Source organism: Pseudomonas marginalis (assembly GCF_900105325.1).
Classification (GTDB): Bacteria; Pseudomonadota; Gammaproteobacteria; order Pseudomonadales; family Pseudomonadaceae; genus Aquipseudomonas; species Aquipseudomonas marginalis.
This window is the reverse complement of record NZ_FNSU01000003.1, coordinates 141,023-162,334: the sequence shown is the minus strand read 5'-3', so window position 1 is coordinate 162,334 and position 21,312 is coordinate 141,023. Positions and strand designations below refer to the sequence as shown.

At 60.6% G+C, this 21,312-nt stretch carries 17 protein-coding genes and 1 pseudogene; 9 read left to right on the top strand and 9 right to left on the bottom strand.

Translation table 11 applies throughout. From position 1 onward, the window contains the following. Positions 1 to 92: 92 nt before the first annotated feature. From xylA to BLW22_RS10165, 4 genes are all read left to right on the top strand, one after another. Positions 93 to 1,409 (top strand): xylose isomerase, encoded by a 1,317-nt coding sequence (xylA, locus tag BLW22_RS10180; protein ID WP_065926259.1) that lies wholly within the window; start codon positions 93 to 95, stop codon positions 1,407 to 1,409. Between the two features lie 401 nt (positions 1,410 to 1,810). Next, positions 1,811 to 2,809 carry a D-xylose ABC transporter substrate-binding protein gene (gene xylF / locus BLW22_RS10175; RefSeq protein WP_065926258.1) on the top strand — a complete coding sequence of 333 codons (999 nt, stop codon included), beginning with the start codon at positions 1,811 to 1,813 and terminating at the stop codon, positions 2,807 to 2,809. A 128-nt stretch (positions 2,810 to 2,937) separates the two neighbouring features. Beyond that, positions 2,938 to 4,482: a D-xylose ABC transporter ATP-binding protein gene (gene xylG, locus BLW22_RS10170; RefSeq protein ID WP_065947962.1), complete on the top strand. Its 1,545-nt coding sequence runs from the start codon at positions 2,938 to 2,940 to the stop codon at positions 4,480 to 4,482. Next, positions 4,483 to 5,619 (top strand): sugar ABC transporter permease, encoded by a 1,137-nt coding sequence (locus BLW22_RS10165; protein ID WP_027603558.1) that lies wholly within the window; start codon positions 4,483 to 4,485, stop codon positions 5,617 to 5,619. A gap of 5 nt (positions 5,620 to 5,624) precedes the next feature. On the opposite strand, the gene soxR is transcribed toward BLW22_RS10165, so the two are convergent. Continuing rightward, a complete protein-coding gene (soxR, locus tag BLW22_RS10160; protein ID WP_065926256.1) occupies positions 5,625 to 6,077 on the bottom strand; it encodes a redox-sensitive transcriptional activator SoxR in 453 nt (150 codons plus the stop codon). An 88-nt stretch (positions 6,078 to 6,165) separates the two neighbouring features. Between soxR and BLW22_RS10155 the strand changes: the two genes are divergently transcribed. Beyond that, a complete protein-coding gene (locus tag BLW22_RS10155) occupies positions 6,166 to 7,614 on the top strand; it encodes an MFS transporter (protein WP_074846015.1) in 1,449 nt (482 codons plus the stop codon). Between the two features lie 43 nt (positions 7,615 to 7,657). Here BLW22_RS10155 and BLW22_RS10150 read toward each other — a convergent pair whose 3' ends face one another. The 7 genes and pseudogenes from BLW22_RS10150 to BLW22_RS10125 all read right to left on the bottom strand — a co-directional run bounded on the left by BLW22_RS10150 (position 7,658) and on the right by BLW22_RS10125 (position 16,362). Then, positions 7,658 to 8,578, bottom strand: a complete 921-nt coding sequence (locus BLW22_RS10150; protein ID WP_065947963.1) for a substrate-binding domain-containing protein — start codon at positions 8,576 to 8,578, stop codon at positions 7,658 to 7,660. A 17-nt stretch (positions 8,579 to 8,595) separates the two neighbouring features. Beyond that, entirely contained in the window at positions 8,596 to 9,351 is a 756-nt protein-coding gene (locus tag BLW22_RS35940; protein ID WP_370671265.1) for a methyl-accepting chemotaxis protein, read from the bottom strand. Positions 9,352 to 9,453: 102 nt separating this feature from the next. After that, positions 9,454 to 9,873, bottom strand: a pseudogene (locus BLW22_RS35935) (HAMP domain-containing protein); the annotation flags it as partial. A 919-nt stretch (positions 9,874 to 10,792) separates the two neighbouring features. Continuing rightward, a complete protein-coding gene (locus tag BLW22_RS10140) occupies positions 10,793 to 12,043 on the bottom strand; it encodes a glycoside hydrolase family 68 protein (RefSeq protein ID WP_065926252.1) in 1,251 nt (416 codons plus the stop codon). A 251-nt stretch (positions 12,044 to 12,294) separates the two neighbouring features. Further along, complete coding sequence (locus BLW22_RS10135) at positions 12,295 to 13,233, bottom strand: pectate lyase family protein (protein WP_053139574.1); 939 nt, start codon at positions 13,231 to 13,233, stop codon at positions 12,295 to 12,297. Positions 13,234 to 13,585: 352 nt separating this feature from the next. After that, the gene (locus BLW22_RS10130; protein ID WP_065924691.1) at positions 13,586 to 14,734 is read right to left on the bottom strand and encodes an integrase core domain-containing protein; all 1,149 of its coding nucleotides are present in this window, start codon (positions 14,732 to 14,734) and stop codon (positions 13,586 to 13,588) included. A gap of 128 nt (positions 14,735 to 14,862) precedes the next feature. Next, positions 14,863 to 16,362: a CoA-acylating methylmalonate-semialdehyde dehydrogenase gene (locus BLW22_RS10125; protein WP_027603551.1), complete on the bottom strand. Its 1,500-nt coding sequence runs from the start codon at positions 16,360 to 16,362 to the stop codon at positions 14,863 to 14,865. Between the two features lie 108 nt (positions 16,363 to 16,470). Between BLW22_RS10125 and BLW22_RS10120 the strand changes: the two genes are divergently transcribed. The 4 genes from BLW22_RS10120 (at position 16,471) to BLW22_RS10105 (ending at position 20,170) form a co-directional block, all read left to right on the top strand. Continuing rightward, entirely contained in the window at positions 16,471 to 17,409 is a 939-nt protein-coding gene (locus tag BLW22_RS10120) for a LysR family transcriptional regulator (RefSeq protein WP_065924410.1), read from the top strand. 69 nt (positions 17,410 to 17,478) lie between these two features. Further along, on the top strand, positions 17,479 to 18,414 hold the full coding sequence (locus BLW22_RS10115; RefSeq protein ID WP_065924411.1) for an ornithine cyclodeaminase family protein: 936 nt from the start codon (positions 17,479 to 17,481) through the stop codon (positions 18,412 to 18,414). Further along, positions 18,411 to 19,544, top strand: coding sequence for an NAD(P)/FAD-dependent oxidoreductase (locus BLW22_RS10110; RefSeq protein WP_074846012.1), 1,134 nt, complete (start codon positions 18,411 to 18,413; stop codon positions 19,542 to 19,544). Before BLW22_RS10115 ends, BLW22_RS10110 begins: the two co-directional genes overlap by 4 nt. Further along, on the top strand, positions 19,544 to 20,170 hold the full coding sequence (locus tag BLW22_RS10105; RefSeq protein WP_065947967.1) for a helix-turn-helix transcriptional regulator: 627 nt from the start codon (positions 19,544 to 19,546) through the stop codon (positions 20,168 to 20,170). The genes BLW22_RS10110 and BLW22_RS10105 overlap by 1 nt, the downstream gene beginning before the upstream one ends. Positions 20,171 to 20,391: 221 nt before the next feature. Here the strand turns inward: BLW22_RS10105 and BLW22_RS10100 are convergent, their stop codons facing one another. Continuing rightward, positions 20,392 to 21,168, bottom strand: coding sequence for an ABC transporter substrate-binding protein (locus BLW22_RS10100; protein ID WP_074846010.1), 777 nt, complete (start codon positions 21,166 to 21,168; stop codon positions 20,392 to 20,394). Positions 21,169 to 21,312: the final 144 nt, after the last annotated feature.

Here is a 21,312-nt window from a genome sequence, read left to right as displayed (position 1 = left end):
AAATCGCACCACCCCTTGGTGATTTTCATAATCAGCGGGCCAGGAGCCGTTGCTAGTATCCAGACACCGCCAAGAACAATAAGGAAAACGCCATGCTGTACTTCCCCGGTGTCGAGAAGGTTCGCTTCGAAGGCCCCAGCAGCGATGCCCCCCTCGCCTTTCGCCATTACGACGCCAACAAACTGGTCCTCGGCAAACCGATGCGCGAGCACCTGCGCATGGCCGCGTGTTATTGGCACACCTTCGTGTGGCCTGGCGCCGATATGTTCGGCATGGGTACCTTCAAGCGCCCGTGGCAGCGCAGTGGCGAGCCCATGGACGTGGCCATCGGCAAGGCTGAGGCGGCCTTCGAGTTTTTCTCCAAGCTGGGCATCGACTACTACAGTTTTCACGACACCGATGTGGCGCCGGAAGGCAGTTCGATCAAGGAGTACCGCAACCACTTCGCGCAGATGGTCGACCACCTGGAGCGCCATCAGGAACAGACCGGCATCAAGTTGCTGTGGGGCACCGCCAACTGCTTCAGCAACCCGCGTTTTGCCGCCGGTGCCGCCAGTAACCCAGACCCGGAGGTGTTCGCCTATGCCGCCGCCCAGGTGTTCAGCGCGATGAACGCCACGCTGCGGCTCAAGGGCGCCAACTATGTGCTGTGGGGCGGCCGTGAAGGTTATGAAACCCTGCTCAACACCGACCTCAAGCGCGAGCGCGAACAGCTCGGGCGCTTTATGCGCATGGTGGTGGAGCACAAGCACAAGATCGGCTTCAAGGGCGACCTGCTGATCGAGCCCAAGCCCCAGGAGCCGACCAAGCACCAGTACGACTACGACAGCGCCACGGTGTTCGGCTTTTTGCATGAGTACGGCCTGGAACACGAGATCAAGGTGAACATCGAGGCCAACCACGCCACCCTGGCCGGGCACAGCTTCCACCATGAGATTGCCACGGCCGTGTCCCTGGGCATCTTCGGCAGCATCGACGCCAACCGTGGCGACCCGCAGAACGGCTGGGACACCGACCAATTCCCCAACAGCGTCGAGGAGATGACCCTCGCCACCTATGAAATCCTCAAGGCCGGTGGCTTCAAGAATGGCGGCTACAATTTCGACTCCAAGGTCCGCCGCCAGAGCCTGGACGAGGTCGACCTGTTCCACGGGCATGTCGCCGCCATGGATGTACTCGCCCTGGCGCTCGAACGTGCGGCGGCGATGGTGCAGAACGACCAGTTACAGCAGTTCAAGGACCAGCGCTATGCCGGCTGGCAGCAGCCGCTGGGCCAGGCCGTGCTGGCCGGTGAGTTCAGCCTGGAGTCACTGGCCGAACATGCGTTTGCCCACGAACTGAACCCGCAGGCCGTGAGTGGTCGCCAGGAGATGCTGGAGGGGGTGGTCAACCGGTTTATTTATCGGTGACAGTGTGGTGATTGCGTTTGTTGTGATGAGTGGAGTTGGTGTGGTGAGAGGCTTGGTGTGGTGAGGGGGGGTTATTGTGGTGAGCGGGCTTGTTGTGGTGAGCGGGCTTGCCCCGCGCTGGGGCGCGAAGCGGCCCCATTGCAGGCGATGTGTTTTTAGCTGACACACCGAGGTGCCTGGGTTTGGGGCCGCTTCGCGCCCCAGCGCGGGGCAAGCCCGCTCACCACAACAAGCCCCCTCACCACACCAAACCCATTCACCACGACAAGCCCATTCACCACAAAAGTCCTGTTCACCACAAAAGCCCGGCTTGCCACAACACGCCGGTTAGCCACACCTACAGTGTTCGCCTAAAGTCTTCACCCAGTGTCTTTCCAACAACAATAAAAGGACGCACCACCATGAAGTCATTCAAACGTACCCTGCTCGCCACCGCCCTGGCCCTGCTCGCCCTGCCGGTGATGGCCGACTCCGCCCACCCGAAAATCGGTTTTTCCATCGACGACCTGCGTCTGGAACGCTGGTCCCGGGATCGTGACTACTTCGTCGCCGCCGCAGAAAAACTCGATGCCAAGGTCTTTGTGCAATCCGCCGATGCCAACGAGCAGAAGCAGATTTCGCAGATCGAAAACCTGATCTCCCGGGGTGTCGATGTGATCGTGATCGTGCCGTTCAATGCCACCGTGCTGACCAATGCCGTCGCCGAAGCCAAGAAAGCCGGGATCAAGGTGGTGTCATACGACCGCCTGATTCTCAACGCGGACATCGATGCGTACATTTCCTTCGATAACGAAAAAGTCGGCGAGATGCAGGCCAACGGCGTGCTGCAAGCGGCGCCCAAGGGCAATTACTTCCTGCTCGGCGGCGCGCCCACCGACAACAACGCCAAGGTGCTGCGCGAAGGCCAGATGAAGGTGCTGCAACCGGCCATAGACAAGGGCGACATCAAGATTGTCGGCCAGCAGTGGGTCAAGGAATGGAACCCCACCGAAGCCCTGAGCATCGTCGAGAACGCCCTGACCCGCAACAGCAACAAGATCGACGCCATCGTCGCCTCCAACGACGCCACCGCAGGCGGTGCGATCCAGGCCCTGGCCGCCCAGAAACTGGCGGGCAAGGTGCCGATCTCCGGCCAGGACGCCGACCTCGCCGCCGTCAAGCGCGTGATCGACGGTACCCAGACCATGACCGTGTACAAGCCGCTCAAGCTGATCGCCACCGAAGCCGCCAAGCTCTCGGTGCAACTGGCGCGTAACGAGAAGCCCACCTACAGCTCGCAGTACGACAATGGCAGCAAGAAAGTCGACACCATCCTGCTCACCCCGACCCCGCTGACCAAGGCCAATATCGACCTGTTGGAGAAGGACGGGTTCTATACCAAAGAGCAGATCGGCCTGTAGGCGCTGGCTTGCCAGCGAAGATCGCGAACGAAAACGCGGAAAGCCTGAATAAACGCGGTGACTTGGCGTTTTTCGCGAGCAAGCTCGCTCCTACAGTCATGTCGTCAGTCCTGTGTGTGAGCCATGGTATGTCCGACTACCTGCTGCAAATGAACGGCATCGTCAAAACCTTTGGCGGTGTCCACGCGCTGAACGGCATCGACATCAAGGTGCGGCCGGGGGAATGTGTCGGCCTGTGCGGCGAGAACGGTGCCGGTAAATCCACCCTGATGAAGGTGCTGTCGGCGGTCTACCCCCATGGCACCTGGGAGGGGGAAATCCTCTGGGACGGGCAACCGCTCAGGGCCCAGTCCATCAGCGAAACCGAGGCCGCCGGTATCGTCATCATTCACCAGGAACTGACCCTGGTGCCCGACCTGTCGGTGGCCGAGAACATCTTCATGGGCCACGAGCTGACCCTGCCCGGCGGGCGCATGAACTACCCGGCGATGCTGCACCGCGCCGAAGCGTTGATGCGCGAGCTCAAGGTGCCGGACATGAACGTCGCGCTGCCGGTGTCACAGTACGGCGGCGGCTACCAGCAACTGGTGGAAATCGCCAAGGCCCTGAACAAACAGGCGCGCCTGCTGATCCTCGACGAGCCTTCCTCGGCCCTGACCCGCTCGGAAATCGAGGTACTGCTCGACATCATCCGCGGCCTCAAGGCCAAGGGCGTGGCCTGCGTGTACATCTCCCATAAGCTCGATGAAGTGGCGGCCGTGTGCGACACCATCGCGGTGATCCGCGATGGCAAGCACATCGCGACCACGGCCATGGCCGACATGGACATCCCGCAGATCATCACGCAGATGGTCGGGCGGGAAATGAGCAACCTGTACCCCACCGAGCCCCGTGCCATCGGCGAGGTGATTTTCGAAGCGCGCAACGTCACCTGCTATGACGTCGACAACCCCCAGCGCAAGCGCGTCGACGATATTTCCTTTGTGCTCAAGCGCGGCGAAATCCTCGGCATAGCCGGGCTGGTGGGCGCCGGGCGTACGGAGCTGGTGTCGGCGTTGTTCGGCGCCTACCCCGGCCGCTACAGCGCCGAGGTGTGGCTCGACGGCCAGGTGATCGACACGCGCACGCCGCTCAAATCGATCCGCGCCGGGCTGTGCATGGTGCCCGAGGACCGCAAGCGCCAGGGCATCATCCCTGACCTGGGCGTGGGCCAGAACATCACGTTGGCGGTGCTCGACACCTATGCCCACCTGACCCGCATCGATGCCGAGGCCGAACTGGGCAGCATCGACCAGCAGATCGCACGCATGCACCTTAAGACCGCCAGCCCGTTCCTGCCGATCACCAGCCTGTCCGGTGGCAATCAGCAAAAGGCTGTGCTGGCGAAAATGCTGATGACCAAGCCCAAGGTGCTGATCCTCGACGAGCCCACACGCGGGGTGGATGTGGGCGCCAAGTATGAGATCTACAAACTGATGGGCGCGCTGGCGGCAGAAGGCGTGTCGATTATCATGGTTTCCTCGGAATTGGCCGAAGTGCTCGGCGTGTCCAACCGCGTGCTGGTCATCGGCGACGGCCAGTTGCGTGGCGACTTCATCAACGAGGGGCTCACCCAGGAACAGGTGCTCGCCGCCGCGCTCAGCCAAAACAATAACAATCGGAAAACCGCGTAGATGAATCAGGTCAAACAGCTGTTCACTCGCTACAAAATGCTCGCACTGGTGATCGCCGTGGCGTTTATCTGGCTGTTTTTCAGCTGGCAGACCGAGGGCGGTTTCCTCACCCCGCGCAACCTGTCCAACCTGCTGCGGCAGATGTCGATCACCGGCATCCTGGCGTGCGGCATGGTGCTGGTGATCATCAGCGGTGAGATCGATTTGTCGGTGGGTTCGTTGCTGGGACTGTTGGGCGGGCTCGCAGCGATCCTGGATGTGGTCTATCACATTCCGCTGCTGGCCAACCTCAGCCTGGTGGCGTTGTGCGGCTTGATGATCGGTTTGGCCAACGGCTACATGACCGCTTACCTGCGCATTCCGTCGTTTATCGTTGGCCTCGGCGGCATGCTGGCGTTTCGCGGGATCCTGCTGGGGATCACCGGCGGCACCACCATCGCGCCGGTGTCGCCGTCGCTGGTGTATGTAGGCCAGGGGTATTTGCCGCATTCGGTGGGGGTTGGCCTTGGGGTCTTGCTGTTTGCCCTGACTCTGTTTTTGACCTGGAGACAACGGCGCAACCGCGCGCTGCATGGCTTGGCACCGCACGCCCTGATGCGCGATGTGCTGCGCGTGGGGGTGATCGGCGCGGTGCTCGCCGGGTTTGTCACCACCCTCAACAGCTACGACGGCATCCCCGTACCGGTGCTGCTGTTGCTGGTGCTGCTCGGCGTGTTCAGCTACGTCACCAGCCAGACCGTGTTCGGCCGCCGCGTCTACGCGGTGGGCAGCAACATGGAAGCCACGCGCCTGTCAGGCATCAACGTGCAGGCGGTGAAACTGTGGATCTTCGGCATCATGGGCGTGATGTGCGCCCTCGCCGGCCTGGTCAATACTGCGCGTCTCGCGGCGGGCTCACCGTCAGCGGGCAATATGGGCGAGTTGGATGCCATCGCTGCGTGCTTTATTGGGGGTACGTCGATGCGCGGCGGCTCGGGCACGGTGTATGGCGCTTTGCTCGGGGCATTGGTGATTACCAGCCTGGATAACGGCATGTCGATGCTGGACGTGGACAGTTACTGGCAGATGATTGTGAAGGGCAGCATCCTGGTGTTGGCGGTGTGGGTGGATGTGAGTACGCGCACGGGTCGGCGCTGACTGCCTCACTTCCCGAGCAACACGGCCCCATCCCCCAGCCGCCCCAACTGATCCCCCGGATTGCGCAACGGGCAATCATCCAGGGACAGGCATCCACAGCCGATACAGCCATCGAGTTGGTCGCGCAGTTGAGTGAGGCTGTTGATACGCTCACTCAACAGGTCGCGCCAGCGTGTGGAGAGTTGGGTCCAGTCCTTGGCCGTCAATGGCCGTCCTGAAGGCAGTTCGTCCAACGCGTCCTTGATAGTCGCCAACGGAATGCCCGCGCGCTGCGCGACCTTGATCACCGCAATTCGGCGCAGTACATCACGCTGATAACGACGCTGATTGCCCGCGCTGCGTTGTGCGTGAATCAACCCCTTGGCTTCGTAGAAATGCACCGTGGCCACGGTCACGCCGCTGCGGCGGGCCAATTCGCCCACGCCGAGGGGGATGCGCACATCGATTTTCGCTTCCATCCAGCTCTTGACCTCATCTAAACATGAGGTTTTATAAAGGGTGTCGGCTTGCCTTGGCAAGCCTTCAGTCCTTTGAATCGGAGCCTGCATGGACACACCTCAACCCTCCCCCTCCAACTGGGCCGCGCTGTTGTCCGGTGCCAACGGCGTACGTTCGCTCGCACTGGCAGGCGGCGTGGTGCTGCATGCGATCAACGTGTACATCGCCACCACGATTCTGCCGTCAGTGGTCCAGGACATCGGCGGCATCGACTACTACGCATGGAACACCACGTTATTTGTCGCCGCCTCGATCCTCGGCTCGGCATTGTCGGCGCGCCTGCTTGGCAGCCTCGGGCCGCGTGCGGCGTACCTGGTCGCCAGCCTGGTGTTCGCCGGCGGGGCCTTGGCCTGTGCGTTTGCGCCGTCCATGCCGGTGATGCTCGTGGGGCGGTTGGTGCAGGGACTGGGTGGTGGGTTCTTGTTCGCGCTGTCCTACGCGATGATTCGGTTGGTGTTCGATGAAAGCCTGTGGCCGCGCGCGATGGCGTTGGTGTCGGGGATGTGGGGCGTGGCGACGCTGGTCGGGCCAGCGGTGGGCGGAGTGTTTGCCGAGCTGGGCATATGGCGCGCGGCGTTCTGGTCGTTGATTCCGGTGGCCGGGTTATTCGCGGTGCTGGCGGCGGCGGTTCTGCCCAGGCGCAGCACCGAGAGCGCTGCGCCGACCCCGTTGCCACTCGCCCAACTGGTGCTGCTGACGGCGGCGGTACTGGCGGTGTCGGCCGGCAGTGTCTCGTCCACCCTGCCCCTGAACCTGCTGGGGCTGGCCGTGGCGGCGGTGTTTACCGCGCTGCTGATCGTCACGGAAAGCCGCGCCCGCCATCGACTGTTGCCCGCCGGAGCGTTTCGGATCACCACTGCGCTCGGCGCGCTGTACGCGACGATGTCATTGCTGGCGGTGGCCGTGACCAGTGGCGAAATCTTCGTGCCGCTGTTTCTTCAAGTCCTGCACCACCAGTCGCCGCTGGTGGCCGGTTATCTGGCGGCATTGATGGCGGCTGGCTGGACGCTGGGGTCAATCGCCAGCGCGGGTGTGACGGGCAGCAACATTCGACGGGCGATCCTGGCCGGGCCGATCCTGGGCGTGGTGGGCATGGTGGCGCTGGCCATCTTGATGCCCGTCGAAAGCAACGGCAGCGGGCAGACGCTCACACCGATCTGCCTGGCGCTTATCCTGATTGGGTTGGGCGTGGGGCTGGCTTGGCCGCACTTGCTGACCCGGGTGTTCCAGGTGGCGCCGGCCGGTGAGCAGGAGCTTGCCAGCGCGTCGATTACCACCGTGCAGCTGTTCGCTACCGCGTTTGGCGCGGCACTGGCGGGCATGGTCGCGAACGTCGCCGGCCTCACTGAACCCGGCGGTGTCGAAGGCACCGCAAGCGCTGCGGTGTGGCTGTTTGGGGTGTTTGCACTCGCGCCTGTGGTGGGTGTTCTGATTGCCAGGCGGGTGGTTCGCATGATCGGTCAGTACCATGCCAAGCTCACCAATACCCCTGCCTGAGCACATTTGACTGCATTCCAAGGTTGGATCGAGGTGCTCAGTGCTATTCAAACGCCTGGCGATTCTCAGGCGTAATCAACTTGAACGGCACCCAGACCACCGCCGACTCCAGCACCTCGCCGCGTACCAGGCGCAGTGCGGTGTCCACTGCGCCGCCGGCCTGGCCGGCGGCATCCTGGAACACGCTGACCGCCATCTTGCCCTCAGCCATCAATTTCAAGCCGTCCGGTGTGCCGTCGATGCCGCCGACCCAGTAGTCCTTGGCCTGCTTGCCGGCCTTTTCCAGGCCCATGATCGCGCCGATCGCCATTTCATCGTTATTGGCCGCGATGATCGAAAAATCGACGCCCTGCTTGACCCAGTCAATGACAATCGTGGCGGCCTGGCTACGCTCCCAGTTACCGACTTTTTTCTGTACGACTTTCATATCGGGGTATTTGGCGACGACTTTTTCCACGTCCTCGGTGCGCATCAAGGAGGACGCGTTGGCGGGGTCGCCCACCAGAATCACCACGTTGCCCTTGTAACCGGCGCGGCGCGCCAGCTCTTCCATCTGCAAAGTACCCGACTCCAGCTCGTTGGAGCCGACAAACGCGGTCTGCGCCGGCCACTTTTGCGGGTTCGGGTTGCGGTTGACGAACACCAGCGGGATCTTTGCATCCGAGGCCAGCTGCATCATCTGCGCCGCACTTTTGCCGTCGACCATCGCGACGATGATCGCATCCACCTTGGAATTGACCAGGTTGCGGAATTGGCGCATCTGCAAATCGACGCTGTCCTGCCCGTTCTCCATAAAGATGTCTGCGTTCATGACGCTGGCCTGTTGCTGCACCCCGTTGCGCAGCAGGGTCTGGAAGTTATCGTCGTACTTTGCCATGCCTACACCCAGCAAGGGCGTGGCGGCCTGGGCTGGGCCCGGAATGAACAGCGTCGCCCCCAAGGCGAGGATTAACCATGCTTTCATGTTCTGACTCCCGCAGCTCAAACGCTGAAATGATGGAGCAGCTCGCGCTGCACCTTGGCCATGTCCGACAGCTCGTGGCTGCTGATGGCGGACTGCTCGGCGCCGTCTGCCGTCTGCTGGGCCGAATCGTTGATCTGGATGACCATCCGACTGGTTTCCTGCACCGTGGCGCTCTGCTCCTCGGTGGCGGCGGCGATCTGGATATTCATGTCGCGGATACTGTCGACCGAGTCGCTCATCGACAGCAGCAAGTCACCCGCGCCCGAGGCCAGGGACACGCACTGGGTGGACTGCGCCTGGCTTTCGTTCATCACGTGCACCACCGAGTGAATCTTTTCCTGCATGAGCCCGATCATGTCCTGGATTTCGCTGGTCGAGGTCTGGGTACGGCTGGCCAGGGAGCGCACTTCATCGGCCACCACCGCAAAACCGCGTCCCTGCTCGCCGGCACGGGCCGCTTCGATCGCCGCATTCAGGGCGAGCAGGTTGGTCTGTTCCGCAATGGTGCGAATGGCGACAACAATGCCCTCGATATTCTGTCCGTACTTCTGCAACTCATCGGTCACCTGCGTGGCCTTGTTCACCTGGTCGGCCTGCTGGCGGATGTTGACGATGGTCTCGGCCACACGCGCCTGCACCTTGTGCGTAAGTTCACTCGTGTCGTCCACGGCCTGGCGGGTGTCCTGCGCACGCCGGGCCACCTCTTCGACCGTGCTTTCCATCTGCGTCATGGCCGAAGCCGCCGATTGCAAGCGGTCCTTCTGTTCATCCACCACCCGGGTGGTCTGCTCGCTGTTCAGGGCGTTGCTGCCCGCGGTAACGGCCAGCGCATCGGCAGAGCCGATCAATTCACGGAAGGTTTTGCGCAGGGCCGTGGTCAGTTCGTTCAGGTAACCGCCCAACTCACCGAACTCGTCTTTACGGCTGACATCGAAACTGACCCGCATGTCTCCCGCAGTAAGCGTCTTGAGGACTTCGCGAAACGCCGCCAGCGGACGCCGCAGGCTGAAGGCGACCCAGGTACCAATCGCCACCGCCGCCAGCACCGCCAGCACACACGCGATCAACAGCAAGCTGCGGCTGGTGCCGATGGTGGCATTGGCCGACTGGCTGGCCTGGTTGGCGACCTCCAGGGACTGGCTGCCGAACTCGCCAATCCTGTCCAGGGTGGCTTTCAGCGCCGCGTCAACCGCACTGCGTTGCTGCTGCACCTGCGCGGCCAGTTTTGCCTCCACCTGATAAGCCTGGAACAGGCCGTCAGGGGCGGTCAGGTCACTCAGCAGGCGATTGACCATGACGCCGGCAATCCGCCCGACCCTGGGGTCAATCGCCGCCAGGGCCTGGGCCCGGGTGCTGATCACTTCGTCCTGGAGATTGAGCACACGCTGTAATTTATCAATAGCCGGCGTGACGGTATGAGCCGCGAAGCCATCGTAGGATTTGTTGACCTCCAACAGCAGCTTTTCCGCTGCGGCCACCTGTTGCGGTTCGCCGACACTGCGTGCATGGGCAATGTAATCGCGCAGATAGCTGGTCAGTTGTATCGCCTGTGCACTGCTGTAGCCTTGCAGTTGCCGCGTCAGCGCCAATTGCTGCACGTGTTGCACGTGGGACGCCATCAGCGCCTGCGCCTGTTCGGCGTAGGCCGCTACCTGTTGGCGCTGCTGCGCCAGGTTCGCGCGCAGCGCCTCATGCTCGCCCGTATAGGCAACGGTGCTGTCGAGCAATTGATTGAACTGGGCGATGCTCTCGGTGAACGGTCGCTTGCCGTCCTCGATCTGCTTGGGGTCGGTGCTGATCTGAAGGGCCAGCAACGCCTGGTTGGCGCGCAGGATGTGCACGTATAGCTCACTGGCGGCCCGGCTCAAGGGTGCCGACTCGCCGGTGATAATGTTCAAGCGACTGCTGATGGATTGCGTGTTCTGATAACTGATCCCCGCCATGACTAGCAGTAACAGCACCAACACCGCAAACCCGCCGATCACACGCTGCAATATGGTCATGGCCACCCCTTTTGATTTTTATTCGTTGACCTGAGCGACGACCAGGCGTGCACCTACGAGCTCGGGATCACTCGTGCTGCTAGTGCCTGTATCGGCCAGGTGGGCGAGGACTTGAGCCTTGAAGGCAGGCTGAAATGCGGTCAAAAAAAGTGGGAGGGGGCAAGCCCCCTCCCACCTACCTGATGAATTCAGGCTGGGTTTTGCACTGCGGTCACTGGCTCAACACCACATCCCGCATCGCCGGAATGTAGCCATAGTCATAAGCCTCCTGCACAAACGAACGATCGCCCTTCAACACGATCCTGACCGTCGGCGCCTCGGTGCCGCCGATGCGATAGTCATCGCCGGTGGTGGGCACGCTGTCGATAAACGACGTCACCAGGCCGTTGGGCATCACGCAGTGGGAATACGTCTGGAACGGCTGCGACGGCGGATTGCCGAGGACCAGCCCGGACGCGTTCATCGGCGTATAGGGCCCGAACAGATGATCGCTGACAAACCCATAGACGCCATCCGGCCCCGTCACGCCATCGGCATAGGTGAACTTGTGGCTGATGGTGAACAGGTAGTACTTGTTGTCCTGGAACACATAGTGCGGCCGTTCGGTCTGGTCGTTCACGCCAACGGCCGTGACCAGTGGCGGCAGGATTTCCCACTCGTCACCGTTGAGGTCCTTGGCCACGGCGATGCCGATGCAGCCCACCTGGTAGCGGGCACCGCCCACGTCCTCGTGCCCCGGCGGCACCAGGCCCAGCTCGTTCGGGCCCACTTCGTGAGTGCCGCGCTCACCGGCGACATTGCCTTCGAACACCATGTACAACTTGCCATCGACGGGATCGATAAAGGGGCTGGGATCGCGAAAGTTCCAGGTCGCATTCTGCGCTTCGGTTTGATAATAGGTGCCGTCGGCGTCGAACAACGACTTGACCTGATCAAAGCCCTGGAGGGTGACACCGGTGTCCGACGTAATGACCTGGCCTCGGACCTTGGCAATCGTGGCACCCGGCGTGACGCAGGTGTAGTACAGGTCGATGTCACCGTTGTTATTCAACAGAATCGGCGTGCCCGCCCATTCACGGGTGGTCGGCGAAACCCCTTCGGCCATGACACGGCCGCCGAAGATCCAGTCCTTGCCGGTGCGCGAATACCAGTAGCAGATCCGCGCATGACCATGACGGTCTTCCCAATCGCGCTTGATGTCGTAACGGCCATCGGCATTGATGAATTGTGGATCATGGGGGCGACGGTCGGCGGTCAGGGTGAAGATCACCGACCAGCCATCCACCGATACCACCGTGCCATCGAGTTCACGCAAGGGCATGGTGTCCCAGATAAAGACCGTGTCACTCATGACAGGAAAGTCAGGACTCACTAACGGCTGTGTCGTCGTCGGGTCATTTTCATTAACTTTCAGCGCATCGGCCCGTGTCCAGCGAGTGGGTGCGTGATTCGCATGTTTCATGATGATGTCCTTTTGCTGACGCTTAAGTGACAAGCGAAGATTAAATAGCACCGAACAGCCAGCAACTTAATACTGACTGAAAGAGCAAGAGATAGTTGGCTCTGCAAGTGCGCACCAAGGTTTAACATGGGCACTTGCTTATCGCAACATGAAGAATTATTTATATGACAAAGGCCATCACTGTATTTATATCCTTGATATAAATACAGTGGCACTTGCAATAAATGACAGCTCAGTAGAAAGCTAGCTAATCAACTACCGAATACCAGCGCCGCAGCCTGGGCACCGGCATTCTTCTGGGTGAAGTCCTTGGCTTGCGCCGCAGTCTTCAAGGTATAGGCGTAGTTGGAACTGGCCGTCCATTGTGCTTTGGGCGACTTCTGGTTGGTGATCGGCGGCACACTGTTTGTATCCGTGAACGTCCCGGTGCCTTTGTCATCCAACATGCCTTTGTTTTGGCTGCCCTCGCCAAAATAGTTACTTTCAGACAGGATATTGGCGTTCTGCGCCAGGGTAAAACCGAGGTGGAAGTTATTGATGTAGTTGTTATACACATGGAAATAACCATAGCGCATCAAGCCGGGTGCGCGCACTTCCATATTGTCGAAGCGGTTATGGCACAACGTCAGGCGCGGATAACCGTTGAACTCTGCCTTATTATCATCCGCTGGGTGACCGAAGATCAGCCCGTACTTGTGGCTGCCAAAGAAGCAGTTGCTGATGGTGGCATAATCGGCTTTTTCACCGATATACAGCAGTTTATCTTCACTGCCGTCAGTGGTGGACCAGCTGTGACCGACAAACGAGCAATGGTCAATCCAGTACTTGCTGCCGTAGTTCAGGTAGACCTGAATATCGTCATTGGCCTTAATGCTCGCCGAATGCTTGAAGATAATATTCTGCAGAATAATGTTCTGCGACTGCGCGGTTGCACGCAGGTGAATATTCTCCAACGTGCGGTTCTGGAACGAACCGATCAGGGTCTTGTTGGCGCCCAAGTTGACTTTGGTCAGGCTCGACGCCGAGATATTACTGTTGATCACCAATACCCGTGGGGTGGTGTCGCCAATATTGGCCTTGAGTTGATCCAGGGTGGTGATACTGACCACAGGACCGGACCAGCCGCCAGTGACTTTTGCCGCGAGGGCGAAACCGGTCAAGCCGGTGAGTTTGCTTTCTGGATAGGACATGAGTTCCCTCTCTATCAATCAAACGGCTCGGTATAACGAGCCTGTGCATTAAGTTAATCCATTAACTTGCACACAGTGTTTGGCGTGGCTGATGTTGCCATCCTGGTTGATCAGCGCTTAAACACTGTGCTTATGTACAGTATTCGTCATTCGCCTGGCCGTCAACCCTCAAGTGAAAAACAACCAAAAGTGGGAGGGGGCTTGCCCTAATGCTGATCAGTAGAGAGATAGAACGGGCAAACAGTAACCAGTGGCGAGCGGGCTTGTCCCGCTCACCACAGTTACAGTGTTTTTCCTTAACTGACTGTGTAGAACCGTAGACATCGTTTACATCTGAAACCGGGGACATCGTTTACACATTTGAGGCCTGGACGCGGGTCATACCTCGTCCAAGCCTCCCCAAGGGATAATCACACAGGTACAAATCCCAAGCTTCATCTTCAGCTTCTTTGAGCCCTATCCTTTCCCCGGACAGCGCCTCGCTGATAAATACCAACTTGCCGTTCCACTTGATCGATCCGTCCTGCCTGACGCTTCGAACTTTCATTTCTGCCGGATATTCCACATCGGGCAAGCATCCTGGATAAATTCGGGTGGACGGCACATACAAGTCTCCCGGACGTTTCATGCCGAGCGCTTCGTGAGGGCGTACGTAATTAAACTCATGCCTGAAATGCTCCAGCAAAAGCTGCTGCTCGACTAAGTTTTTCCCTAAGGGCAACTCAAGTTTCAAGCTACGGTGCATTCGTTCATGGCGACCATTCTGGGCGGGTCTTCCCGGCATGGTTCGCTCGGGATAAATACCCAGCCGAATCCACCAAACTGCCAGTGTGGATATTCTTGCCAGGCCAGGAGAGGCGAACGGTACCCCGTTGTCCGAACGGATAACTTCCGGCATGCCGTACTCCTGAAAAAGCCTCTCAAAGGCCTGTTTTACAGGCTGGGTCATGATCTTGGGATGGGCCCTGCACGCTAAAATCAGCCGCGACGCATGGTCTGTGACGGTCAAAGGGAAGCACATCTGAGCATTAAGCATCTTGAACTGCCCTTTGTAGTCAGCACACCACGTCTTGTTAGGTTCGTCGGCCTTTCGCATTTGTGCGTGGGAAATGCTGTGTCGGCGTTTGAAGCGCCGCTTTTTGACGAGCCCAAGTCGGTCAAGCCATTGACCGGCCGTACTTGGAGAGGGCCAGGTGACGGAGGGATCTTCCAGCCGTAATAGCTCGAGAAGCTTTTTCGGCCCCCATTTATCGTGAGCCTCCTTCATCGCGACTACACGGGCCAAAATCTCGTCGTCGGTTTTATTTGGGCTGTTGTGAGGTCGCCGGGACAGTTCGGATAAAGACCTCAAATCGCCGTCGTGCCGGGCAATCCACTTATCGACGGTAGGTCGGCTAACGTCAAAGCGGCGTGCCAACTGGCTTTTGGTGAAGTTGCCAGAAAGCCAATCAGCTACCAGCTTGATTCTTTGATTCATGGGGGACTCTTGGTTCCAGGGCATGATCAGTTACCTCCTGATCATGCGTATTAGCCTGTAAACCATGTCCCCGGTTAGAAATGTAAACGATGTCCCCGGTTTGTACCCTGGCAAGCCCCCTCCCACAGGGTTCCGCTGTGTTCTTTTGGCCGTTATTTGGACACCGGCATCGCAAACTCCGCGCCCTGCTCGATGCTCTCCGACCAGCGCTGCATGATCGATTTCTGCTTGGTGTAGAAGCGCACACCCTCAGTGCCGTAGGCGTGCATGTCGCCGAACAGGCTCTTCTTCCAGCCACCAAACCCGTGCCAGGCCATCGGCACCGGGATAGGCACGTTGATGCCGACCATGCCCACTTCGATACGCCGGGCAAACTCGCGGGCAATGTTGCCGTCGCGGGTAAAGCAGCTGACGCCGTTGCCGAATTCGTGGTCGTTGACCAGCTTCACCGCCTCGGCGAAGTCATTCACGCGCACGCAGGCCAGTACCGGGCCGAAAATTTCTTCGCGGTAGATGCTCATCTCCTGGGTCACGTGGTCGAACAGGGTCGCGCCGAGCCAGAAGCCGTTTTCCAGGCCAGCCTCGGTGGGTACATAGTCACGTCCGTCGAGCAGCAGTTGCGCGCCGGCCTGCACGCCTTGTTCGATGTAGCCGCTGATGCGCTCCAGTGCGGCGCGGGACACAATCGGGCCCATCTCCGCCTTGAGGTCGCGGCCGTCGGTGATGCGCAGATGCCTGGCGCGTTCGGTCAGGGCGGCGATGACCTTGTCACCGACATCGCCGACCAGCACCGCTACGGAAATGGCCATGCAGCGTTCGCCGGCACTGCCGTAGGCGGCGCCCATCAAGGCATCGACGGTTTTTTCGATATCCGCGTCCGGCATCACCACCATGTGGTTCTTCGCACCGCCCAGGCCTTGCACACGCTTGCCGTTGCGCGCACCGGTTTCGTAGATGTACTGCGCAATCGGCGTGGAGCCGACGAAGCTCACGGCCTTGACGTCCGGGTGCGCGATCAGCGCGTCCACCGATTCCTTGTCGCCCTGCACCACGTTGAATACGCCTTTGGGCAGGCCGGCTTCACGCAGCAGTTCAGCCATGAACAGCGAAGCACTTGGGTCGGTCGGGCTTGGCTTGAGGATGAAGGTGTTGCCCGCCGCAATGGCGATCGGGTACATCCACATCGGCACCATCACCGGGAAGTTGAATGGCGTGACACCGGCCACGACGCCCAGGGGTTGGCGCATCGTCCAGTTGTCCATGCCACGGGAGACCTGGTCGGAATGCTCGCCCTTGAGCAGGTTGGGGATGCCGCAGGCGAATTCGAGAATGTCGATGCCACGGTCGACTTCGCCCTGGGCATCGGTGAAGACCTTGCCGTGTTCGGCGACGATGATGCGCGCCAGGTCGTCCTTGCGCTCACGCAGCAGGTGCAGGTATTCGAACAGCACGCGGGCGCGACGGATAGGCGGGGTGTCGGCCCAACCGGCAAAAGCGGCCTGTGCAGCGGCGACGGCTTCGGACACGGTCTGGCTGCTGGCCAGGGCAACGCGGCCGGTGATTTCGCCGGTGGCCGGGTTGTAGACGTCCTGATAGCGATCATCGCGGCTGACGCGCTGGTCGTTGATGTAGTGCTCGATTGTTGTAGTCATGGCAGTCGATCCAGGTGGGTTGCGTTGGGACACACGATAGGCTTTCGGTTTGTTCCAAACCAGAGCAGAATCAAGAACTGATTGTCCTTATAAGCGAACAATAAGCCCATGGAAAAATCCGAGATCGAAGGGCTGTGGACCCACATTCACTGGCTCTCAGTGCTGGAGGAACACGGCACCTACACCGCCGCCGCTGCGCGCCTGGGGGTGAGTAAATCCGCGGTCAGCCAGCGCATTTCCGACCTCGAGAAAGCCACCGGCACACGGCTGGTGACCCGTACCACGCGCAGTGTGCGGTTGACCGATGCCGGGTTGTCGCTGACCCGTGAAGTGCGCGGTGCCTATGAGCAAATCGCGCGCAGCTTCTCGTCGGTGCGCGATTCCGCCGGGGAGATTCGTGGCCTGGTGCGCTTGACCGCTCCCGTGGCATTTGCCCGGCAACAGTTGGTGCCGCACTTGGCGGAGTTCCTGCAGCAGTACCCGCAGGTGCGTATCCAGCTGGATGTCTCGGATGCCCTGAGTTCGCTGGCGGCCGAAGGCTACGACCTCGCTGTGCGCCACGGCTTCCAGGTGCCGGAAACCCATGTGGCCTGGAAGCTGTGCGACACCGGTTCGGTGCTGGTCGCCAGCCGCGATTACCTGCAACGCCACGGCGAACCCCGCGAACCCGGCGACCTGTCGGCGCACAACTGCCTGTTCTACCCGCGCGGCACCGACCAGCCCGCATGGACCTTCGAGCGCGGCAGCAAAAAGGTCGAACGCCTCACCGTGCCCATCGCCGGCAGCTTCGCCACCAACAACAGCGAAGCCCTGCGTGATTCGGCGCTCAACCACCTGGGCATCGCCCTGCTCCCGGACTTCAGCGCCCACGCTGCGCTGGCCAGCGGCAAGCTGGTACAGGTGCTCAAGGGCTGGACACTCAAGGGCGCGTTTGCCGATGAGATCTACCTGATTCGGCCGTATTCGCCCCATGTGCCGAAGTCGGTGAGTGCGTTGGTGGGGTATTTGAAGGAAAAGTTATCGACGGGATTCCGCTTCGAGGGCTGAGGTTTTTAGCTTGCCCAACGGAACTAAAAGTCCATAATGGACAAATAAGTTCAGATATCGGAGATATCCATGTCCAGCGCGCCCCATGTAATCAACCAGGCCCAGGCCCGTGAACTGCTCGCCCAAGTCGATGTACCGCAGATCCTGCACACGCTGTTTCGCGCCCTGGCCGCCGGGCACGCGGTGCAACCGGCGCAGCAATTAGTGGCGTTCCCCCACGACGCCGGCGATTTCATCAATTACCTGGGCGTGCTGGCTGAAGAGGGGGTGTACGGGGTCAAGACCTCGCCGTATATCGTGCGCGAGCAAGGGCCGCTGGTGACGGCCTGGACGCTGTTGATGTCGATGCAAACCGGCGAGCCCCTGTTGCTGTGCGATGCCGCCGAGTTGACCACCGCGCGCACCGCCGCGACCACTGCGCTGGCTGTGGAGGCGCTGGCCCCGCAGGTGGCACGGCGCCTGGCGATCATCGGCAGCGGCAAGGTCGCGCTGGCACATTTGCATTACGTGAAGAATCTGCGGGACTGGCAGGGCATCAGCCTGTTTTCGCCACGCCTGGCCACTGCCAATACCGACGCCATCAAACGCCTGGATCCACGTTTGAGCATCGCCAACAGCTGCGATGCGGCGGTGGCCGACGCCGATGTGATCCTGCTGTGCACCTCATCGGCCGGCCCGGTGATCGACCCGTCGCGCTTGAGCAAGCCGGCGCTGATCACCTCGATCAGCACCAACGCCCCGCGTGCCCATGAAGTGCCGCCCCAGAGCCTCAACGCCATGCAGGTGTTCTGCGACTATCGCCAGACCACCCCCGGCTCGGCCGGCGAAATGTTGATTGCCGCTGAACAGCACGGCTGGGACAAGAACGCGATCGTCGGCGACCTGCCCGAACTGCTCAGTGAGCAGGTACAGCGCCCGGCCTATGACCGCCACGTATTTTTCCGTTCCATCGGCCTGGGCCTGGAAGACATCGCCCTGGCCAATGCCCTCTGGAGACTGTTATGAGCCATGCCGACTTCATCATCATCGGCGGCGGCATTGCCGGCGCGTCCACGGGTTTCTGGTTGTCGCCCCATGGCAAGGTGCTGGTGCTGGAGCGTGAATCCCACCCGGCCTATCACTCCACCGGACGCTCGGCGGCGCTCTACACGGCGGCGTATGGCACCCCGCAGGTGCGGGCGTTGACCCAGGCCAGCCGCGCGTTTTTCGATAACCCGCCGCCGGGTTTCTGCGAGCACCCGCTGCTGACGCCACGCGGCGAAATGACTGTGGACTTCAACGGTGACGCCGCCGAATTGCAGGCCCAGTACCTGAGCGCCAAGGCCACGGTGCCCCAGGTCGAACGGCTCACGGCGGATGAAGCCTGCGCGCGCCTGCCGATCCTGCGCCGGGAAAAAGTCCATGGCGCGCTGTATGACCCGACCGCCAGCGACATCGACACCGACGCCCTGCACCAGGGCTATTTGCGCGGTATCCGACGCAATCAGGGCGAAGTGCGTACCGACAGCCATGTACTGGGCTTGAGCCGTGACAGCGCGGGCCTCTGGCACGTAAACACCCAGGACGGGACCTACACCGCGCCGATCATTATCAACGCCGCTGGCGCCTGGGCCGATCATATCGGCGGGCTGGCGGGCGCCGCGTCCATCGGCCTGCAACCCAAGCGGCGCTCGGCATTTATCTTCGCCGGCCCCGAAGGCGTGGACAGCCACGCCTGGCCGATGCTGGTGGCCCTCGACGAAGCCTTCTACATGAAACCCGACGCCGGCATGTTCCTCGGCTCGCCGGCGAATGCCGACCCGGTGGAGCCCCAGGATGTACAGCCCGAAGAGCTGGACATCGCCATGGGCATCTATCAGATAGAAGAAGCCACCACCCTGGCTATCCGCCGCCCGACGCGCACCTGGGCCGGCCTGCGCAGTTTTGTGCACGATGGTGATTTGCTCAGCGGCTTCGACCCACAGGTACCCGGCCTGTTCTGGGTGGCGGCGCAAGGCGGTTATGGGATCCAGACATCGCCCGCCATGGGCCAGGCCAGTGCAGCGCTGGTGCGCGGTGAAGCGTTGCCGGAACCACTGACACGGTTCGGCCTCGACGCTGGTATGCTCTCCCTCGCCCGCCTGGAGCCCCATTGATGAACAGCGCCGAACACGAAAAAGTCATGCAGAATTTCCGTGCGATTGCCGATGCAATCGCCACGCTGTTCTTCCCCCACGCTGAAGTGGTGCTGCATGACCTGCGCACGCAAAAAGTCGATTACATCGCCAATAACCTGTCCAAAAGGGGCATTGGCGACGACTCGGCGCTGGAGGACATGCTCAGCGCCGACGTCAGCGACGTGAATATCGGCCCCTACGAAAAGCTCAATTGGGATGGCCAGAAAATCCGCAGCCTGAGCACCGTGCTGCATGACCACACAGGTCGCCGGCTGGCAGTGCTGTGCATCAACCTGAATATCTCACTGTTCGAAAACGCCAAGGCGGCGCTGGACCTGTTCCTGTCGCCGAGCAAGCTGATCCCGCAACCGGACTCGCTGTTTCGCGATGACTGGCAGGAGCGCATCAACACATTCCTGCATGCCTGGATGCGCGAGCGCCAGCTGAGCCTGAACCTGCTCACCCGTGACCACAAGCGTGAGCTGGTACTGGCGCTGCATGCCGAAGGCGCGTTCAAGGGCAAGAGCGCCTCGAACTACGTGGCCAACGTGCTGGGCATGGGCCGGGCCACGGTCTACAAGCATTTGAAGGAGCTCAAGGGCTGATCAAATGTGAGAGGGGGCTTGCCTCAATGCCAGTCAGTTAAGGCTTTTTGTAGGAGCGAGCTTGCTCGCGAAAAACTCGCAGGCGCCGCGTTCATTCAGGAAGCACGCGTTATCGTTGACGTTTTTCGCGAGCAAGCTCGCTCCTACAGGAGGCGATGTACGCTTAACTGACTGGCATTAGGGCTTGCCCTCTCCCACCACATTTTGCCCGCGTATGATGCTCAATCGCCGTAGATGTCGGCCTTGAAGTACTGCTGTGAAATCTTCTGGTATTCCCCACTGGCACGAATGCCGTCGATGGCGCTGTTCAGTTCGCTGACCAGCGCGGTATTGCCCTTGCGCACCGCGATCCCGGCGCCCTCGCCCACGTATTTCGGGTCCTTGAGTTCCGGGCCGACAAACCCGTAGCCCTTGCCCCGAGGCATCTGCAAAAAGTCATTCAAGGGAATGGTGTCGGCAAAGATTGCATCCAGCCGGCCTGCCGCCAGGTCCATGTAGATCTCTTCGTTATTGCTGTAGCGCTTGACGTTGATGCCCTTGGGTTCGAACACCTCGGTGGCGTAACGGTCGGTGGTGGTGGCGCGCTGCACACCCACGGTCTTGCCCTTGAGGCTGGCGTACTGGTCATCCACCACGGCACCGTCCCTCATCACCAGGCGCGAGGAGGTGAAGTAGTACTTGTGGGAGAAATCCACCGACTTCCTGCGATCGTCATTGATGGTCATGGACGACAAGGCCATGTCGATTTTCTTCACTTTGAGGGAAGGAATCAGGCCGTCGAATTCACCTTCGACCCACACACACTTGACCTTCATCTGCGCACACAGCGCATTGCCGATGTCGTAGTCGAAGCCGACGATCTTGCCCTCTTCGGTCTTGGACGCAAACGGTGGGTAAGCCGCTTCGATGCCGATACGCAGGGTTTTCTCGGCGGCCAGCAGGTGGCTGGAGGCGATCAGGCCCAAGGCCAGGGCGGTGATGAGGGGGAGTTTCTTCATGGTCGTGTCTCGCGAGTTGTTATTGGTTTTGGCAAGCGTGAAGAAAAAGCTGGAGCGGGATTTTTTGTACTTATAATTCCATACTGGACTTTTACGTATAACCCGTCAATCACCACTCGCCAGCCCTTATCACCCATGACTTTT

Bases quoted from the DNA above. Each gene is read 5' to 3' on its own strand.
- xylA (WP_065926259.1), top strand. From the start codon at position 93: ATGCTGTACTTCCCCGGTGTCGAGAAGGTTCGCTTCGAAGGCCCCAGC.
- xylF (WP_065926258.1), top strand. From the start codon at position 1,811: ATGAAGTCATTCAAACGTACCCTGCTCGCCACCGCCCTGGCCCTGCTC.
- xylG (WP_065947962.1), top strand. From the start codon at position 2,938: ATGTCCGACTACCTGCTGCAAATGAACGGCATCGTCAAAACCTTTGGC.
- BLW22_RS10165 (WP_027603558.1), top strand. From the start codon at position 4,483: ATGAATCAGGTCAAACAGCTGTTCACTCGCTACAAAATGCTCGCACTG.
- soxR (WP_065926256.1), bottom strand. From the start codon at position 6,077: ATGGAAGCGAAAATCGATGTGCGCATCCCCCTCGGCGTGGGCGAATTG.
- BLW22_RS10155 (WP_074846015.1), top strand. From the start codon at position 6,166: ATGGACACACCTCAACCCTCCCCCTCCAACTGGGCCGCGCTGTTGTCC.
- BLW22_RS10150 (WP_065947963.1), bottom strand. From the start codon at position 8,578: ATGAAAGCATGGTTAATCCTCGCCTTGGGGGCGACGCTGTTCATTCCG.
- BLW22_RS10140 (WP_065926252.1), bottom strand. From the start codon at position 12,043: ATGAAACATGCGAATCACGCACCCACTCGCTGGACACGGGCCGATGCG.
- BLW22_RS10135 (WP_053139574.1), bottom strand. From the start codon at position 13,233: ATGTCCTATCCAGAAAGCAAACTCACCGGCTTGACCGGTTTCGCCCTC.
- BLW22_RS10130 (WP_065924691.1), bottom strand. From the start codon at position 14,734: ATGCCCTGGAACCAAGAGTCCCCCATGAATCAAAGAATCAAGCTGGTA.
- BLW22_RS10125 (WP_027603551.1), bottom strand. From the start codon at position 16,362: ATGACTACAACAATCGAGCACTACATCAACGACCAGCGCGTCAGCCGC.
- BLW22_RS10120 (WP_065924410.1), top strand. From the start codon at position 16,471: ATGGAAAAATCCGAGATCGAAGGGCTGTGGACCCACATTCACTGGCTC.
- BLW22_RS10115 (WP_065924411.1), top strand. From the start codon at position 17,479: ATGTCCAGCGCGCCCCATGTAATCAACCAGGCCCAGGCCCGTGAACTG.
- BLW22_RS10110 (WP_074846012.1), top strand. From the start codon at position 18,411: ATGAGCCATGCCGACTTCATCATCATCGGCGGCGGCATTGCCGGCGCG.
- BLW22_RS10105 (WP_065947967.1), top strand. From the start codon at position 19,544: ATGAACAGCGCCGAACACGAAAAAGTCATGCAGAATTTCCGTGCGATT.
- BLW22_RS10100 (WP_074846010.1), bottom strand. From the start codon at position 21,168: ATGAAGAAACTCCCCCTCATCACCGCCCTGGCCTTGGGCCTGATCGCC.